This is a genomic window from Bradyrhizobium sp. CCBAU 65884 (assembly GCF_028128835.1).
Classification (GTDB): domain Bacteria; phylum Pseudomonadota; class Alphaproteobacteria; order Rhizobiales; family Xanthobacteraceae; genus Bradyrhizobium; species Bradyrhizobium ottawaense.
In genome coordinates, this window is record NZ_LBJU01000113.1 from 81,800 (window position 1) to 97,744 (window position 15,945).

The 15,945-nt window shown below is 65.6% G+C and carries 8 protein-coding genes; 2 read left to right on the top strand and 6 right to left on the bottom strand.

The window, feature by feature from the left end:
- Positions 1–89: 89 nt before the first annotated feature.
- Together XI03_RS16145 and XI03_RS16150 are read left to right on the top strand one after the other, a co-directional pair.
- Positions 90–1,223: a nitronate monooxygenase gene (locus XI03_RS16145; protein ID WP_271592656.1), complete on the top strand. Its 1,134-nt coding sequence runs from the start codon at positions 90–92 to the stop codon at positions 1,221–1,223.
- Positions 1,224–1,362: 139 nt separating this feature from the next.
- Entirely contained in the window at positions 1,363–2,871 is a 1,509-nt protein-coding gene (locus tag XI03_RS16150; protein ID WP_271592657.1) for an acetyl-CoA acetyltransferase, read from the top strand.
- A gap of 147 nt (positions 2,872–3,018) precedes the next feature.
- Here XI03_RS16150 and XI03_RS16155 read toward each other — a convergent pair whose 3' ends face one another.
- The 6 genes from XI03_RS16155 to XI03_RS16180 form a co-directional block, all read right to left on the bottom strand.
- Complete coding sequence (locus XI03_RS16155; protein ID WP_271592658.1) at positions 3,019–4,215, bottom strand: efflux RND transporter periplasmic adaptor subunit; 1,197 nt, start codon at positions 4,213–4,215, stop codon at positions 3,019–3,021.
- Positions 4,202–7,381 carry an efflux RND transporter permease subunit gene (locus XI03_RS16160; protein WP_271592659.1) on the bottom strand — a complete coding sequence of 1,060 codons (3,180 nt, stop codon included), beginning with the start codon at positions 7,379–7,381 and terminating at the stop codon, positions 4,202–4,204. Before XI03_RS16160 ends, XI03_RS16155 begins: the two co-directional genes overlap by 14 nt.
- A gap of 168 nt (positions 7,382–7,549) precedes the next feature.
- Positions 7,550–9,646, bottom strand: a complete 2,097-nt coding sequence (locus XI03_RS16165) for a methyl-accepting chemotaxis protein (RefSeq protein ID WP_271592660.1) — start codon at positions 9,644–9,646, stop codon at positions 7,550–7,552.
- A gap of 194 nt (positions 9,647–9,840) precedes the next feature.
- A complete protein-coding gene (locus tag XI03_RS16170; protein ID WP_212476335.1) occupies positions 9,841–11,535 on the bottom strand; it encodes a methyl-accepting chemotaxis protein in 1,695 nt (564 codons plus the stop codon).
- Between the two features lie 240 nt (positions 11,536–11,775).
- Entirely contained in the window at positions 11,776–13,968 is a 2,193-nt protein-coding gene (locus tag XI03_RS16175) for a methyl-accepting chemotaxis protein (protein ID WP_271592661.1), read from the bottom strand.
- 173 nt (positions 13,969–14,141) lie between these two features.
- Entirely contained in the window at positions 14,142–15,833 is a 1,692-nt protein-coding gene (locus XI03_RS16180; protein WP_152103294.1) for a methyl-accepting chemotaxis protein, read from the bottom strand.
- Positions 15,834–15,945: the final 112 nt, after the last annotated feature.

Below are 15,945 nucleotides of genomic sequence, written 5' to 3' on the forward strand. Positions count from 1 at the left end.
GCCTGTCATCGTGAGTGACGATCAGCTAGCGTCACCTTGCTTCGCGCACGAAAGCAACGAGAACGCGAAGGCCGCCGGGAGAGAGAGCCATGAAATCGCCGATCTGCGACATGCTGGGCATAGAATTCCCACTGCTGGCCTTCAGCCATTGCCGCGATGTCGTCGCCGCCGTCAGCCGCGCCGGCGGCTTCGGCGTGCTCGGCGCCACCGTGCACACGCCCGATACGCTCGAACGCGAGCTGAAGTGGATCGACGATCACGTCGACGGCAAGCCCTACGGCATCGACGTGCTGATCCCTGAGAACATCTCGACCGCGGGCGAGAAGGACGTCACCTGGAAGAGCCTGGAAGCGCGCGTGCCGCAGGAGCACCGAACCTACACGCGCGAGCTCCTGAAGAAGTACAATATCGAGCTGACGACCACGGAGGTCGCAGCCGATCAGCCGCAGCCGTTCGACGGAAAGACAGCGCTGCAGCTGCTCGAGGTGTCCTTCAATCATCCGATCCGCCTGATCGCCAATGCGCTGGGCGTGCCGCCGAAGCCCATGATCGAGATGGGCAAGAAGCACGGCGTCCCCGTTGCGGCGCTGGTCGGTGCCAAGGAGCACGCGCTGCGCCAGGTCGCGGCCGGCGTCGACATTCTCGTGGTGCAGGGCACCGAGGCCGGCGGCCATTGCGGCGAGGTCTCGACCATGGTGCTGGTGCCCGAGGTGATCAAGGCGATCAAGCCCATCCGCGACGTGCCGGTGCTGGCGGCCGGCGGCATCATGACGGGGCGGCAGATGGCGGCGTGCATGGCGATGGGCGCGGCCGGCGCCTGGACCGGTTCGGTGTGGCTTGCGACGGTGGAGGCCGAGACCACGGAGATCTTTCGCGAGAAGATGATCGCGGCCTCTTCCCGTGATGCAGTCCGCTCGAAAGGCCGCACCGGCAAGCCGGCGCGCCAGCTCCGCTCGGTCTGGACCGATGCCTGGGATCGCGCGCCGGACAGCCCCGGCGCACTGCCGATGCCGTTGCAAAGCGTCATCAGCCGCGACGCCTTCAACTCGATCGACCGCGCGGCGGCGAGCGGTAACGCCAAGGCGCGCGACCTCGTCAGCTATTTCGTCGGCCAGGGCGTCGGGCTGGTCGACAGCGTGAAGTCGGCGGGCGCGGTGGTGCAGGAGTTCAAGGAAGATTTCGCCGAAGCCGTCGAGCACATGAATGCGCTGGTGGCGGAGTAGGTGTAGACCCTCATGGTGAGAAGGCGCGCAAGTGCCGTCTCGAACCATGAGAGCCCGCGGCCCATCCTTCGAGACACCTGCTTCGCAGGCTCCTCAGGATGAGGTCTGAGATGTCTGAGAGAGTGAAGAAGCAAGAACAATGGCGACCGTTTCCCCTGACCGCATCCCCGTCATCGTCGGCATCGGCGAGATCGTTGACCGTCCCAAGGAGATCACCGACGGCCTCGAGCCGCTCGACCTGCTGGAGCAGGCGCTGCGGCGCGCGGAAACAGATGCCGGCGCAAAGCTGCTGGGCGAGGTGCAGTCGCTCGATGTCGTCAACTTCCTGAGCTGGCGCTACCGCGATCCGGAGCAGCTGTTGGCACAGCGCCTCGGCATCACGCCTTCGCATTGCTATTACGGCCCGGTCGGCGGCGAGAGCCCGATCCGCTACCTCCACGAGGCGGCCAAGCGCATCGCACGCGGCGAATGCACCGTGGCCGCGGTCTGCGGTGCCGAGGCGCAGTCGACTGCAACCAAGGCCGAGCGCAATGGGGCAAAGCTGCCGTGGACGCCGTTCGCCCATGATGTCGAGGAGCCCAAGCGCGGTGCGGCGTTCCAGAAGCCGCTGGCGGTGAAGCTCGGCGTGTTCCGCCCCGTCACGGTCTATCCGTTCTACGAGGCCGCCTCCTCCGCGCATTGGGGCCAGACGCCGCGCGAGGCGATGGCGGAATCAGGCACGCTATGGTCGCGCTATTCGGAAGCCGCCGCGCAAAATCCCAATGCCTGGCTGAAGCGGCGTTATGCGCCGGAGGAGATCACGACGCCGACGGCGGACAACCGGCTGATCGCCTGGCCCTATAACAAGCTGATGGTCGCCAACCCCAGCGTCAACATGGGCGGTGCGCTGCTGGTCACCAGCCTCGCCAAGGCGCGTGCGCTCGGTATCGCGGAGAGCAAGCTGGTCTATCCGCTCGGCGGCGCCTCGGCGGAAGAGCCGCGCGACTATCTCCTGCGCGACCAGTTCTACGAGAGCCATCCGCAGAACGCGGTGCTGAAAGCGGTGATGGACCTTGCCGGCGGCGATGGCAAAAACTTCGACGCCATCGAGCTCTATAGCTGCTTCCCCTGCGTGCCCAAGATGGCGCGGCGGACGCTTGGTCTCGGCGCCGACGTGCAGCCGACCGTGACCGGCGGCCTCACCTTCTTCGGCGCGCCGCTCAACACCTACATGACGCATGCGGCCTGCGCGATGGTGCGGCGTGTGCGTGACGGCGCAAAGCTTGGCCTGCTCTATGGCCAGGGCGGCTTCGTCACCAAGCATCACGCACTGGTGGTGGCGAAGGCGCCGCCGCGCGAGGCGCTGGCGCAGGAGACCAGCGTGCAGACCAAAGCCGACCGCAACAAGCGCGCGGTGCCGGACTTCGTTGCGGAGGCCTCGGGCAAGGGCAAGGTCGAGAGCTTTACGGTGCTCTACGGCCGCGGCGGCGATGCCGAGCACGGCGTGGTGATGCTGCGGACGGAAGATGATAGGCGCACGCTGGCGCGGATCCCGGCGAGCGATAGCGCGACGTTGGCGCATCTGCTGAACATGGATCGCACGCCGGTGGGATCGCTCGGGGAGATCGCCATGGCTGGGGACGGCGTGGCGGAGTGGCGCGTGGCGTGATCTCTCGTGTCCCGGACGCGGTGCGGCGCGAAGTGCCGCTCCGCAGAGCCGGGACCCAGAAAGCGACACTGTACTTTGAGAAGAGATGGGCCCCGGCTCTGCAGCGCATCACTGCGTGCTGCGCTGCGTCCGGGGCACGAGACCGCCCTACCCCTTCGGCGCCTGCTTTTCCGACGCGGTCGCCGGCTTGGCCTTGGCGCCGACCACGCGCACCGCATCGCCATCCGAGAGGCCGTCCGGCGGCGCGGTGATGACGCGGTCGTCCGCTGTTATGCCCGAGGCGAGCTCGATCTCGCGGCCGAGGTCGCGGGCGATGGTCACGGGCTTGAACAGAACCTTGTCGTCCGCACCGACGGTGGCAACGCGCAGCCCGCTGCTGTTGAAGATCAGCGCGCTGGCGGGGATGCTGAGCGGCGCGGAATCGCGCTGGAGGTTGAGCTTCACGCTGGCATAGCCGCCGGGCATCAGCTCTCCGTTCGAATTGTCGAGCCCGAGCTGCATGCGCGTGGTGCCGGAGGCGACGTCGACGGCCTGCGAGGACGCCTCCACCGTCGCCTGGAACGTCCGGTTCGGATACTCCGGCAGCGTGATCGTCGCCTTGGCGCCGATCTTGATCGCCGGCACGTAGTTCTGGGGCACGTTGACGTAGACGCGCAGCTTGGTGATGTCGGAGATCACGAACATCGCCGGGCCCGAGCCGCCACCGGCATTGATCAACGCGCCGACATCGGTGTCGCGCGCGGTGACGACGCCGTCGAACGGCGCGGTGATCTTCTTGTAGCCGGCCAGCGCTTCCAGCCGCTCGACATTGGCCCTGCCCGAATTGACGGCCGCGTTCTTGTTAGAGAGATCGGCGGTGCGCTCGTCGATCTCCTGCGCCGAGACGAAGTTGGAGGCGACCAGCGTCTTGCGCCGATTCAGCGTTGCTTCCGACAGCCTAGCGCTGGCCTGCTGGCTGGCGAGGTCGGCTCTAGCCTGAAGCAGTTGCTGATCGAGGTCCGGCGCCTCGATCTCGGCGATTACCTGCCCGGCCTTGACGCGGGCGCCGATATCGGCGCTCCAGCTCTTCAGATAGCCCGACACGCGCGCGAAGATCGGCGCGCGATAATAGGCTTCCAGCCGGCCCGGCAGATCGATGGTGGCGTTGAGAGCCTTGGCGCTGGGCTGGGTCACCGCGACGCTGGGAACAGCCTGATCGTCGGTCCATTCCTTCAGCCTGGAGCCCTGCTCCTCGCGCGCGCGGATGCCGGTACCCACGACGAGGCCGGCCGCGATCAGCGCCACCACGCCGAAGATGCCCAGTTTCCGGTGCGACACCGGCGAGCGGGGTTCAGTGGGCGACATGCGGGGTCTCCAACGGGGCGGCGGCTTTGGCGCCTTGTTTCTTGTGGACCATGCTGAACACCACGGGAACGAACATCAGCGTGGCGAAGGTTGCAAAGATCAGGCCGCCGATCACGGCGCGGCCGAGCGGCGCATTCTGCTCGCCGCCCTCGCCCAGCCCCAGCGCCATCGGCGCCATGCCGATGATCATGGCGAGCGCGGTCATCAGCACCGGGCGGAACCGCACGAAGCCGGCTTCCAGCGCGGCGGCAATGGGATCACCGAGCTCCTCGTAGCGTTCGCGCGCGAAGGAGATCACGAGCACGCTGTTGGCGGTCGCGACGCCCATGCACATGATGGCGCCGGTGAGCGCGGGGACCGACAGCGTCGTCCCTGTCGCGAACAGCATCCAGACGATGCCGGCGAGCGCGGCCGGCAGCGCCGTGATGATCACGAACGGATCGGACCAGGACTGGAAGTTCACGACGATCAGGAAATAGATCAGCACGACGGCACCGAGCAGACCGAACAACAGGCCGGTGAAGGCGCTGTTCATGGTCTGCACCTGCCCGAGCAGCACTACCGAAGAGCCCTTCGGCACTTCCTTGGCAGTGTCGGCGATCACCTTGCGGATATCGGCGGCGACCGCGCCGAGATCGCGGCCCGAGGTCGTCGCAAAGATCTGCACCATCGACTGGATGTCGTATTGCGAGACAACCGCGCTCGAGCTCGAACGCCTGATGTCGGCGATGCCGCCGAGGATCGGCGACTGCGCATTGCCGGCCGCGGTGATCGGCAGCGTCTGCAGCGCGCTGAGCGAATCGATCTGGTACTGCGGCGTCTGCATCACGATCGAGTAGGACACGCCGTTCTCGGGGTTGAGATAGTAGGTCGGCGCCACCTGCGAGGAGCCGGCGAGATTGACCACGAGGCTGTTGGTGACGTCGCGCTCGGTCAGGCCGACATATTGCGCGCGGGTGCGGTCGACATCGATGTTGAAGGTCGGCGCGTTCGGCGACTGCTGGATCCGTGCATCGGCAACGCCGGGAATCCGGCGGACCTTGGCCAGCAGATTGTTGGCGTAGACAAAATTGGCGGCGAGATTGGCGCCGCGGATCTGCAGGTCGATCGGCGCCGGCGCGCCGAAGTTCAGGATCTGGCTGACGATGTCGGCGGGAAGGAACGCGAAGCTGACGCCGGGGAACAGTCGCGGCAGCTGCTCGCGCAGCACACGCACATGCTCTTCGGTCGGCTTGTGGCCCTCCTTCAGCTTGATCTGGATGTCGCCGTCCTGCGGACCGATCACGCCGGTGTTGTTGTAGGTCATGTTGATGCCGGAGATCGGCATGCCGATGTTGTCGGTCATGGTCTCGATCTCGCCCGGGATCAGCTTGCGGACCGCCTTCTGCACGTCGGCGAGCTGGTTGGCGGTCTCCTCGACGCGGGTGCCGACCTGGGTGCGGACATGCATCAGGATGTTGCCGGCGTCGACCGCGGGAAAGAAGTTGCGACCGAGGAACGGCACCAGCGCGAAGGATGCGCCGACCACACAGAGGAAGCCGATCACGAACACCGCGCGGTGCGCCAGCGCCAGCCCGAGGAAGCCATGGTAGCCGCCGCGGATGCGCTCGAACCGTGCCTCGAAGCCACGCTGGAACCAGACGAGCGGATTGCGCGATTTCGGCGGCCCGCCCTCGTGATGGACATGCGCCTGCAACAGATAGTTCGCCATGGTCGGCACCAGCGTGCGCGACAGGATGAACGACCAGATCATCGCGAACATCACCGCTTCCGCCATCGGCACGAACAGGAAGCGCGCGACGCCCGAGAGGAAGAACATCGGCACGAACACGATGCAGATGCACAGCAGCGACACGAAGGCCGGCGTCACGATCTGGTTGGCGCCGTCGAGGATCGACTGCTCGACCGGCTTGCCCTGCTCCAGGTGGTAGTTGATGTTCTCGATGGTGACGGTGGCGTCGTCGACGAGGATGCCGACCGCGAGCGCGAGCCCGCCGAGCGTCATGATGTTGAGCGTTTCGCCGATCGCCGACAGCATGATGATGGCGCCCAGCACCGACAGCGGGATCGAGACCGCGATGATGATGGTCGAGCGCCAGCTGCCTAGGAACAGCAGGATCATGACACTGGTGAGCAGCGCCGCGATCACGCCTTCGACGGCGACGCCTTGAATCGCGCCGCGGACGAACACCGACTGGTCGCCGATGAAGCCGATCTTGAGCGCGTCGGGGAGCTGATCCTTGACGTCGATGACCTTCTGCTTGATGCCGGCGATGATATCGAGCGTCGAGGTCGCGCCCGCCTTCAGCACCATCATCAGCACCGAGCGATTGCCATCGACATGGACGATGTTGGTCTGCGGCGGATTGCCGTCGCGCACGGTGGCGACGTCGCGCACATAGACCATGGCGCCGTTGACGGTCTTGATCGGGAGGTTGCCAAGCTCGTCTATCTTCAGTGGCGAGTTGTTGAGCTGGATGTTGTACTCGAACTGGCCGATCTTCTGCGTGCCGACCGGCGTGATCAGGTTTTGCGCGGCGAGCGCGTTGGCGACGTCCTGGCCGGACAGGCCGCGAGCCTGCAGCGCGGTGGGATCGAGGTCGATCTGGACCTGGCGCTGCTTGCCGCCGAATGGATAGGGGATCGCCGCGCCGGGCACGGTGACCAGCGGCGTGCGCAGATTGTTGATGCCGATATCGGCGAGGTTCTGCTCGGTCAGGCCATCGCCCGACAGCGCCACTTGGATGATCGGCACGGTGGAGGCCGAGTAGTTCAGGATCAAGGGCGGCGTCGCGCCGGGCGGCATCTGCTTGATCAGCGTCTGCGAGATCGCGGTGACCTGCGCGTTGGCGGTTCGGATGTCGACGTTGGGCTGGAAGAAGATCTTGATGATGCCAAAGCCGTTATAGGAATTGGCCGTGATGTGCTCGATGTCGTTGACCGTGGTCGTCAGCGCGCGCTGGAACGGCGTGGTGATGCGGCCGGACATCTGGTCCGGCGGCAGGCCGGTGTACTGCCAGACCACACCGATCACGGGAATGCGGATGTCCGGAAAGATGTCGGTCGGGGTCCGCAGCGCCGCGAGCGGTCCGATGATCAGCAGCAAAAGTGCCAGCACGACGAACGTATAGGGCCGGCTCAGGGCAATACGGACCAGAGCAATCATGCGCCAGGCAAATCCGGGTCAGATGAGAATACGGAATCTGCCCCCACGGCGATCCCCATTCCCCTTTACCCGAGCACCGCCGGAAACGCTAATAAGCAGAACTATCCTGCATTCACTTCCCTGCTACCGCACTGCGAAATCGACATCGCAGCTATGCGGCGGCCGGTCTCAGGCGGCGCGGACCGCGTTCAGGAACTTGCCGACCTCGAGCTTGAGGCGATTGGAATCGCGGGACAGCATCTGCGCCGCCGACAGCACCTGCGAGGACGACGCGCCGGTCTCGGCGGCCCCCCGCTCGACCTCGCCGACATTGGACGAGGCCTGCTGGGCACCCTTGGCCGCCTGCTGCACGTTTCGTGTGATCTCCTGCGTCGCCGCCCCCTGTTCCTCCACCGCCGCGGCAATGGCCGCAGCGATCTCGGACAGCCGCGCGATGGTGCTGCCGATGTCGCGGATCGCCGCGACGGATTCCTGGGTCGCCGACTGGATGCCGGTGATCTGCTGCGCGATCTCACCGGTCGCCTTCGCGGTCTGCGCGGCAAGGGCCTTGACTTCGGAAGCCACCACCGCGAAGCCGCGACCGGACTCGCCGGCCCTCGCCGCCTCGATCGTTGCGTTGAGCGCGAGGAGATTGGTCTGCCCCGCGATCTGGTCGATCAGCTCGACGACGTCGCCAATCTTCGCGACCGCTCTCGACAATCCGTCGATATGCCCGTCGGTCAGCCGGACCTGATCGACGGCTTCGTTGGCCATTCGCGCCGAATCCTGCACCCGGCGGCTGATCTCGTTGACGGACGACGACAGCTGCTCGGTCGCGGACGCGACCGACTGGACGTTTGCGGAGGCTTCCTCCGAACCGTCGGCGACAGTGACGGCGAGCTTCTGCGCCCGCGCGGCCGTCACGTTCATCGCGCCGGCAGAGGCTTCCAGCTCGGTCGACGCCGAACTCACCGCGTCCACGATCTCGCCGACTGCAGTCTCGAATTGACCGGCAAGCCGGTGCATGTCGGCACGGCGCTGTTCGGCCGCGATCTGGTCCTGCCTGATCTTGGCGTCCGCGACCTCGTGCGCCTTCTGCTCGGCCTTGACCTTGAACGTCTCCACCGCGTGAGCCATGTCGCCTACCTCGTCCTTGCGGCCAAGCCCGGGGAGAACCACTGCGAAATTGCCGCCGGCCAATTCGTCCATCGCGGCCGTCAGTGCCGAGAGCGGACGCACGATCCTGGAAACCGCGACCCAGAAGCTCAGCAATGTGAGGCCGAGGCTCGCAAGCAGGATTGCAACGCTGATGATCAGGTTGGAGGCGCTCGCCTTCGCCTGTTCGGCGGCCTCCGTACCCGCCGCCGCGCCGATTGCATCCGCGAGCCCAAGAATGGAATTGATGGCCGTCGTCGCGCGGCTCACATAATCGCGGCTGCCGATCTTGTACTCGCCGCTCGGACCTGCGGCGAGGATTTCGGCACGCAGTGCGCCATAGGTCTGAAAGTAATCCTCATTCACCGACTTGATGGCTCGCGCGAGTGCTGCCGGAACGTCGGTGCGGTCGGCGATCGGGGCAACCGTCTCCCAGGCGAGCTCCACGTGGCCGCGGAAGGTCGCGATCCGGCCGATGCCGTCCGCGGCGAGCTTCGCGTGCGAACTGATCAACCCGCCGAGAAGCGCACGTTCGCGCCCGGCGTTTTCTGCCATCTCCGCTGTCAGGTGCCGAAGGCCGACGAGGCGTGCCATGGCCGCCGAAGGCGAACTGGTCAGCGTTTCCTGCGTCAGGCGCAGTCTGTTGGCGGCGACCTCGATCAGGTCGGTGATCGCCGGGGCAAAGGCCTTGACCACCTCGGCGTCCCGCTCCGACCCAGGCTTGGCCAGATTCGCATCGACCCTGCGGCGCAGGCTCTCGAAGCTTTGGAATGCCCGTTCGGCTTCCGAGATGCGTTGTTCGGCGCCCTTCATCGCCGTGACGCCACGCAAGCGCTGCACGGCATCGCGGAAGGCCCGATCCGACGTCGCGCGCACAGCATCGATTTCAGAGCGGCGATCGGCCGGAAGCACCTCGGGCGAATTCAGCGCCGCATTGGTCATGCCCCGCTCCTTCGCCCACTGCCCGGCGCTGTGCAGCAACGATTGCGAAATGCCGTTGAGGCCGACAAAGATCTCGGCCTCCTGACGGTCGTGGTAGGCGTGAATGGCCGTGTAGGCGGTGGCCGCCACTCCCATCAAGGCAAGCGCCGAAATGATGACCGGTAGGACCGTGCCAATTCTGAGATGCACCGCTGGCTTCCTTCTCCCGAGTGCCGCTTCCTCTGGACGAAGGAATCGACCCTCACGAGAGATACAAGAAGCCCGCAACGCGATGTTGTCTCACGTCAAAGTGCGGCCGCGCTGCCGGGGGCGCCACCGCATATGCTTATCAAAACGTTGCCCGCGAAAACGCGCGCGTGCAACGCTGGTACGTCGTGCTGTCCTCAGGCGGCGCGGACGGAGTTGAGGAACTTGCCGACCTCGAGCTTGAGACGATTGGAATCGCGGGACAGCATCTGCGCCGCCGACAGCACCTGCGAGGACGCCGAGCCGGTTTCGGAGGCGCCGCGCTGGACGTCGCCGACATTGGACGAGACCTGCTGGGTACCCTGGGCGGCCTGCTGAACGTTACGGGCAATCTCCTGGGTGGCCGCGCCCTGTTGCTCCACGGCCGCGGCGATCGTTGCGGCAATCTCCGACAAACGCGCGATGGTGCCGCTGATCTCGCCGATGGCACTGACCGAATCCTGCGTCGCCGCCTGAATGCCGCCGACCTGCTGGCCGATCTCCCCGGTGGCCTTCGCCGTCTGCTCGGCGAGCGCCTTGACCTCGGAGGCCACGACGGCGAAGCCGCGACCCGCCTCGCCGGCCCGCGCCGCCTCGATCGTGGCATTGAGCGCCAGCAAATTGGTCTGGCCGGCGATCGCATTGATGAGCTCGACGACGTCGCCGATCCGCGATGCGGCCCGCGACAATTCGCTGACACGTTCGGTGGTCGCATGCGCCTGGCTGACCGCCTCGCTCGCGATCCGGGAGGAGTCCTGCACCTGGCGGCCGATCTCGCGCACCGAGGACGACATCTCTTCGGCGGCCGACGCCACCGAGTGGACATTGGTGGACGCTGCTTCCGAGCCGGATGCGACCACCGTGGCCAGCTCCTGCGCCCGGCCCGCGGTCGAGGACAGCGTCGAGGCTGACGCCTCGAGCTCGGTTGCGGCCGACGACACCGTCTCGACGATCTCGCCGATCGCGGCCTCGAAGCCGTCGGCAAGCTTGGTCATGTCGGCCTTGCGCTGCGTCTCGGCACGGCGCTGCACCGCCTGCACCTCGTCGCGGCTGAACCGGATGATGGTCTGCACGGTCTGAAGGTTGCGCAGCGCCTCGCCGATCTCGTCGTCGCGCTCGATCACGATGCGGTTGTCGAGCTTGTCCTGCACGAGGTTGACCAGGGTGTCGTTGAGCTGTTGCATCGGCCCCTGGATCGCACGCATGGTTGCAAGGCCCGCGAAACCGACGACGACGGCACCGACGACGGCCAGCGCCGACAGGATCAGGCTGGCCGAACCACCGGAAGCGAGCGCGCCGCCGATGCCGAGCCCGAGCATGAACAGCGCCTGGAGCGCCATGGTCGTGACGAGACGCGCCTTCAGCGTCCTCGTGAAGACGCTGAAACGGTCGAGCCACGAGCGGCGGCGGATGATGCCGGCGTCGACGCGATAACCATGCGCCTTCTTCTCCCGGATCGCGGCATAGACCTCCTCGGCGAGCTTGCGCTGATCGGCCGGCAGTTTTGTGCGGATCGAGGTGTAACCCTTGAGCTGGCCGTTCTCCCGGATCGGCGAAGCAGTTGCCAGCACCCAGTAGAAGTCGCCGTTCTTGCGGCGGTTCTTTACCGCGCCGAGCCAGGGCTTGCCGGCCTTCAGCGTGTCCCAGAGATTGTCGAACGCCTCCGGCGGCATGTCGGGGTGGCGAACGATATTGTGCGGCTGACCCATCAGCTCCTCGGACGTGAACCCGGCGGCCGCGATGAAGTCCTCGTTGAAGTAAGTCAGCTTGCCCTTGAGATCGGTCCGCGAAACGATCAGCGTCTCGTCGCTGACCGGATATTCGACATCAGTGACGGGAAAATTCTTGCGCATTGGGGCCCCCAAATGAATTGACTATTCGTTCATTCCAATTCGGACGGCCGCTGTTCGAGTCGTCTTGGCGTCATCCTCATAAAGCGAGTTTAACCAACGATGAAGCGGAACCACCGTGCGTCTACGGGTGCTTCCCCTTGATGCTACCTGTAGGCAACATCATGCTACCGGCCGCAAAAAAGGAAACGAGCGGCGCTTTTGACGCCGCTCGTTCCTGGAGCGATAGCTGTGCGCGCGAACTTATGCCGCGCGCACGTTGGTCAGGAACTTGCTGACCTCATTCTTCAGCCGGCCCGAGTCGTTCGACAGCATTTGCGCCGCCGACAGCACCTGCGAGGACGCCGTGCCGGTCTCGGTCGCTCCGCGCTGCACGTCGGTGATATTGGAGGAGACCTGTTGGGTACCTTGCGCGGCCTGCTGCACGTTGCGGGCGATCTCCTGCGTCGCCGCGCCCTGCTCTTCCACCGCCGCTGCAATCGCCGACGAGATCTCCGAGAGACGCTCGATGGTCGAGGAGATTTCCTTGATGGCGCCGACGGAGTCGTTGGTCGCCGCCTGGATGCCGGAGATCTGCTGACCGATCTCACCGGTGGCCTTCGCGGTCTGCTCGGCGAGCGCCTTCACCTCGGAGGCCACCACGGCGAAGCCGCGGCCGGCCTCGCCGGCACGTGCGGCCTCGATGGTCGCGTTCAGCGCCAGCAGGTTGGTCTGGCCGGCGATGGTGTTGATCAGTTCGACCACGTCGCCGATGCGGGCGGCCGCCTTGGACAGCTCGCTGACGCGCTCGGTGGTGGCACGGGCCTGGCCGACGGCATCGCCCGCCATCCGCGCCGATTCCTGCACCTGACGGCTGATCTCGCCGACCGACGAAGCCATCTCCTCGGTCGCCGAGGCCACCGACTGCACGTTACCAGATGCCTGGTCGGATGCGGTGGCGACGACGGAGGCGAGCTCTTGCGCCCGCTCGGCGGTCGAGCTCAGTGATCCGGCCGAGCTTTCCAGCGCGCCGGATGCGGCGGACACCGTTTCCACGATACCGCCCACCTGCGCTTCGAAGCTGTCGGCCAGCTCGTTCATGGTGCGCTTGCGTTCGCGATCGGCAGCGGCCTGGTCCTGGGCACGCTGCTCGATGCTGCGCTTGATGTCGTCCTGCATCGAGCTCAGCGACGTCGCGAGCCTGCCGACCTCGTCGGCCTGATCGATCTTGAGCTGCTGGTTGAAGTCGCCCTTGGCGATGCCGTCGGCGAAATTGGCGCAGTCCTGGATCGGCCGCGCGATCTTGCGTGCAGCGAACGAGATCAAGAAGATTGCCGCCAGCACGATGGCGAGGCCGACACCGAGCTGCCAGAACGTGCTCGACGTCGCGCGGGCACTGAGCGAGGCATCCAGCTGCCGTGCGGACGCCAGCACGACCTCGCGCGGGACCGAGATCACGACCGACCACGCATTCTCGGTGAGCCCGAAGCGGATCGGCGCATAGATATCGATGTTGGCGAACTTCGGATCGTCCTGCACCGCGCTTTTGCCGGCCTTGACGATGGCGAGGCTCTCGCTCCAGCGCGGATCGGCTGCCGGAGCGTTCTTGCCGATCACGTCCTGATTGGCGCTGTTGGCCACGATCAGGCCGGTATCGTTGAGGATCGCGACCTTGCCCTTGCCCTCGAACAGCGAGGCATTGATCTTGACGGCCAGCTTCTGCACGAAGTCGAGATTGTAGTCGGCGCCGGCAACGCCGCGGAACTTGCCGCCGATCATGACCGGCACCGACATGGTCGCCAGGAAGACGGCCTTGCCCTGCACGATGTAGGGCAGCGGACCGAGGATGTTCTCCTTACCCGTCGTGTTCGGATTGATGTACCAGGCGCCCTTCACCAGACCGTTGGGATGCCGCTCGCTGCTGTCGTACTCGACCAGCGGCTGAACGGCGATGTCGCCGTTGGCATTGCGCGTCCAATAGGGCAGGAACCGGCCGGTATTGTCCGATCCAACCTCCTTGCGGCCCTTGAACGCCGCGTCATCGCCATCCAGCGCGCCGGGCTCCCAGGCAGAATAGGTACCGTTGAAAGCAGGATTGAGCTCGAGCACGTGGCGGAGCAGCGCGTTGAACTGGGCGCGCCGGGCTGCGATGGGGGTGCCGGTCTTCTCGTCTGCCAGCGTCGCGAACGCATGCGCGATGGTGCGCGCGGCATCAAATCCGACCTCCAGCTCGGCCTTGATGGCGCTGGCTTCGGTGGCAGCGCGGTTCGTCAGGCTTTCCTTGGTCTGATTGTCGACCAGCTGCATGACCTCGTGGGTCACGTACTGGTTCATGCTCTGCGTGGAGAAGAGGCCGTAGCCGATCAGCACGACGCAGGTGACCGCGAGGCAGAGGCCGGCGATCAGGGCAATCTTCAACTGGATGGAGCGAATGGCAGAAAACGAAAACAGCTTCACGATGGGCCTCCGAAATGCTGCGAGGACTTAAAGTTCCCCGCGTTCGGAACCCGTAAAGATTTGGAACCGTATGACCCACGTGAAAAATAAGTCCGGGGCCGGGCGGTGCGCCAAAAGCAAAGAGCGGCGCCGATGACGCCGCTCTTGCGTAGTTTGATACCTGTCCCGAAGGATCAGGCCGCGCGCACGTTGGTCAGGAACTTGCTGACCTCATTCTTCAGCCGGCCCGAGTCGTTCGACAGCATTTGCGCCGCCGACAGCACTTGTGAGGACGCCGTGCCGGTCTCGGTCGCTCCGCGCTGCACGTCGGTGATGTTGGAGGAGACCTGCTGGGTACCTTGCGCGGCCTGCTGCACGTTGCGGGCGATCTCCTGGGTCGCCGCGCCCTGCTCTTCCACCGCCGCCGCAATCGCCGACGAGATTTCCGAGAGACGCTCGATGGTCGAGGAGATCTCCTTGATGGCGCCGACCGAGTCGTTGGTCGCCGCCTGGATGCCGGAGATCTGCTGACCGATCTCACCGGTGGCCTTCGCGGTCTGCTCGGCGAGCGCCTTCACCTCCGAGGCCACCACGGCGAAGCCGCGGCCGGCCTCGCCGGCACGTGCGGCCTCGATGGTCGCGTTCAGCGCCAGCAGGTTGGTCTGGCCGGCGATGGTGTTGATCAGCTCGACCACGTCGCCGATGCGGGACGCCGCCTTGGAAAGCTCGCTGACCCGCTCGGTGGTGGCGCGCGCCTGGCCGACGGCATCGCCCGCCATCCGCGCCGATTCCTGCACCTGACGGCTGATCTCGCCGACCGACGAAGCCATCTCCTCGGTCGCCGAGGCCACCGACTGCACGTTGGTCGAGGCTTCCTCCGAAGCGCTGGCAACGGTGGTCGCCAGCCTCTGGGAGCGGTCGGCGGTCGAGGTCAGCGTCGAGGCGGAGGCTTCCAGCTGGGTCGAGGCCGACGACACGGTCTGGACGATCTCGCCGATCATGGTTTCGAATTCGCGGGTGATGTTGTCGACGCGGCGGCCGCGCTCGATCTTGGCTTCGGCATCCGTGGCCGCAGCCTCGTCGGCGGCTTTCTTGGCGATCAGCGCCTCCTTGAAGATCTGGAGCACGTCGGCCATGGCGCCGATCTCGGTCTTCTCGCCCCGGTGCGGGACTTCGGCGGAGAGGTCGCCCTTGCCCAGCGCCTGCATCGGCTCGATGATCGAGTTGATGCCCTTCGAGACGTCCTGGACGAGATAGAAGCCGACGCCGATGCCGATGATGACGGCGGCGCCGAGAATGATCGAGACCAGCATGAAAGCATAGGAGTAGCTGTCCGCGGCATCCTGAGCCGCCTGATCGCCACCCTTGGTGTTGAGCTCGATGTCCTTCATCAGGACCTCATCCGACGCAAGACCGATCTTGTTGACCGTCTTGCTGTTCAGCTCCTGGGCTTCGTGCGGGACCTTGCCGACCTCCTTGCGCGAGAGCGCCATCACCTCCTCGGTGCCCTTCTTGTAGTCGTCCCAGAGTTTTGCCCACTGGTTGTAGAGCGCCCGCTCCTCCGGCGAGGTGATCATTGGCTCGTACCGGCCGCGGATCTTGGCGAGCGCCTCGATCACTGTCACACCCGTCTTCTCGTTGGCGAGCTTCTCGTCCAGCGTTTCGGAAAGCATGTGCTGGCGGACCACGTTGCGATAGGTGATGACGCTCGCACGAAGCTCGCCAAGCACCCGCACACTGGGCATCCAGCTCGTGGTGATGTCGATCGTGTTGGCGTTCATCGACCGCATTTTCATGACGGCCAGGAGACCCATGCCGGCCATTGCGACCAGCAGGAACGCCACGACACTGATGATCTTGGCGCGGATGGAAATGGTGGCAAGCATAATCGGGTCTCTTTGTGCTGGCGCGGTGCGCGTCCGGAGGTATTACGAATCAACCAAAGGGAGCAGCACCAACATCCAACACCAGAGCACCTGCGCAGATGTTAACTACGAC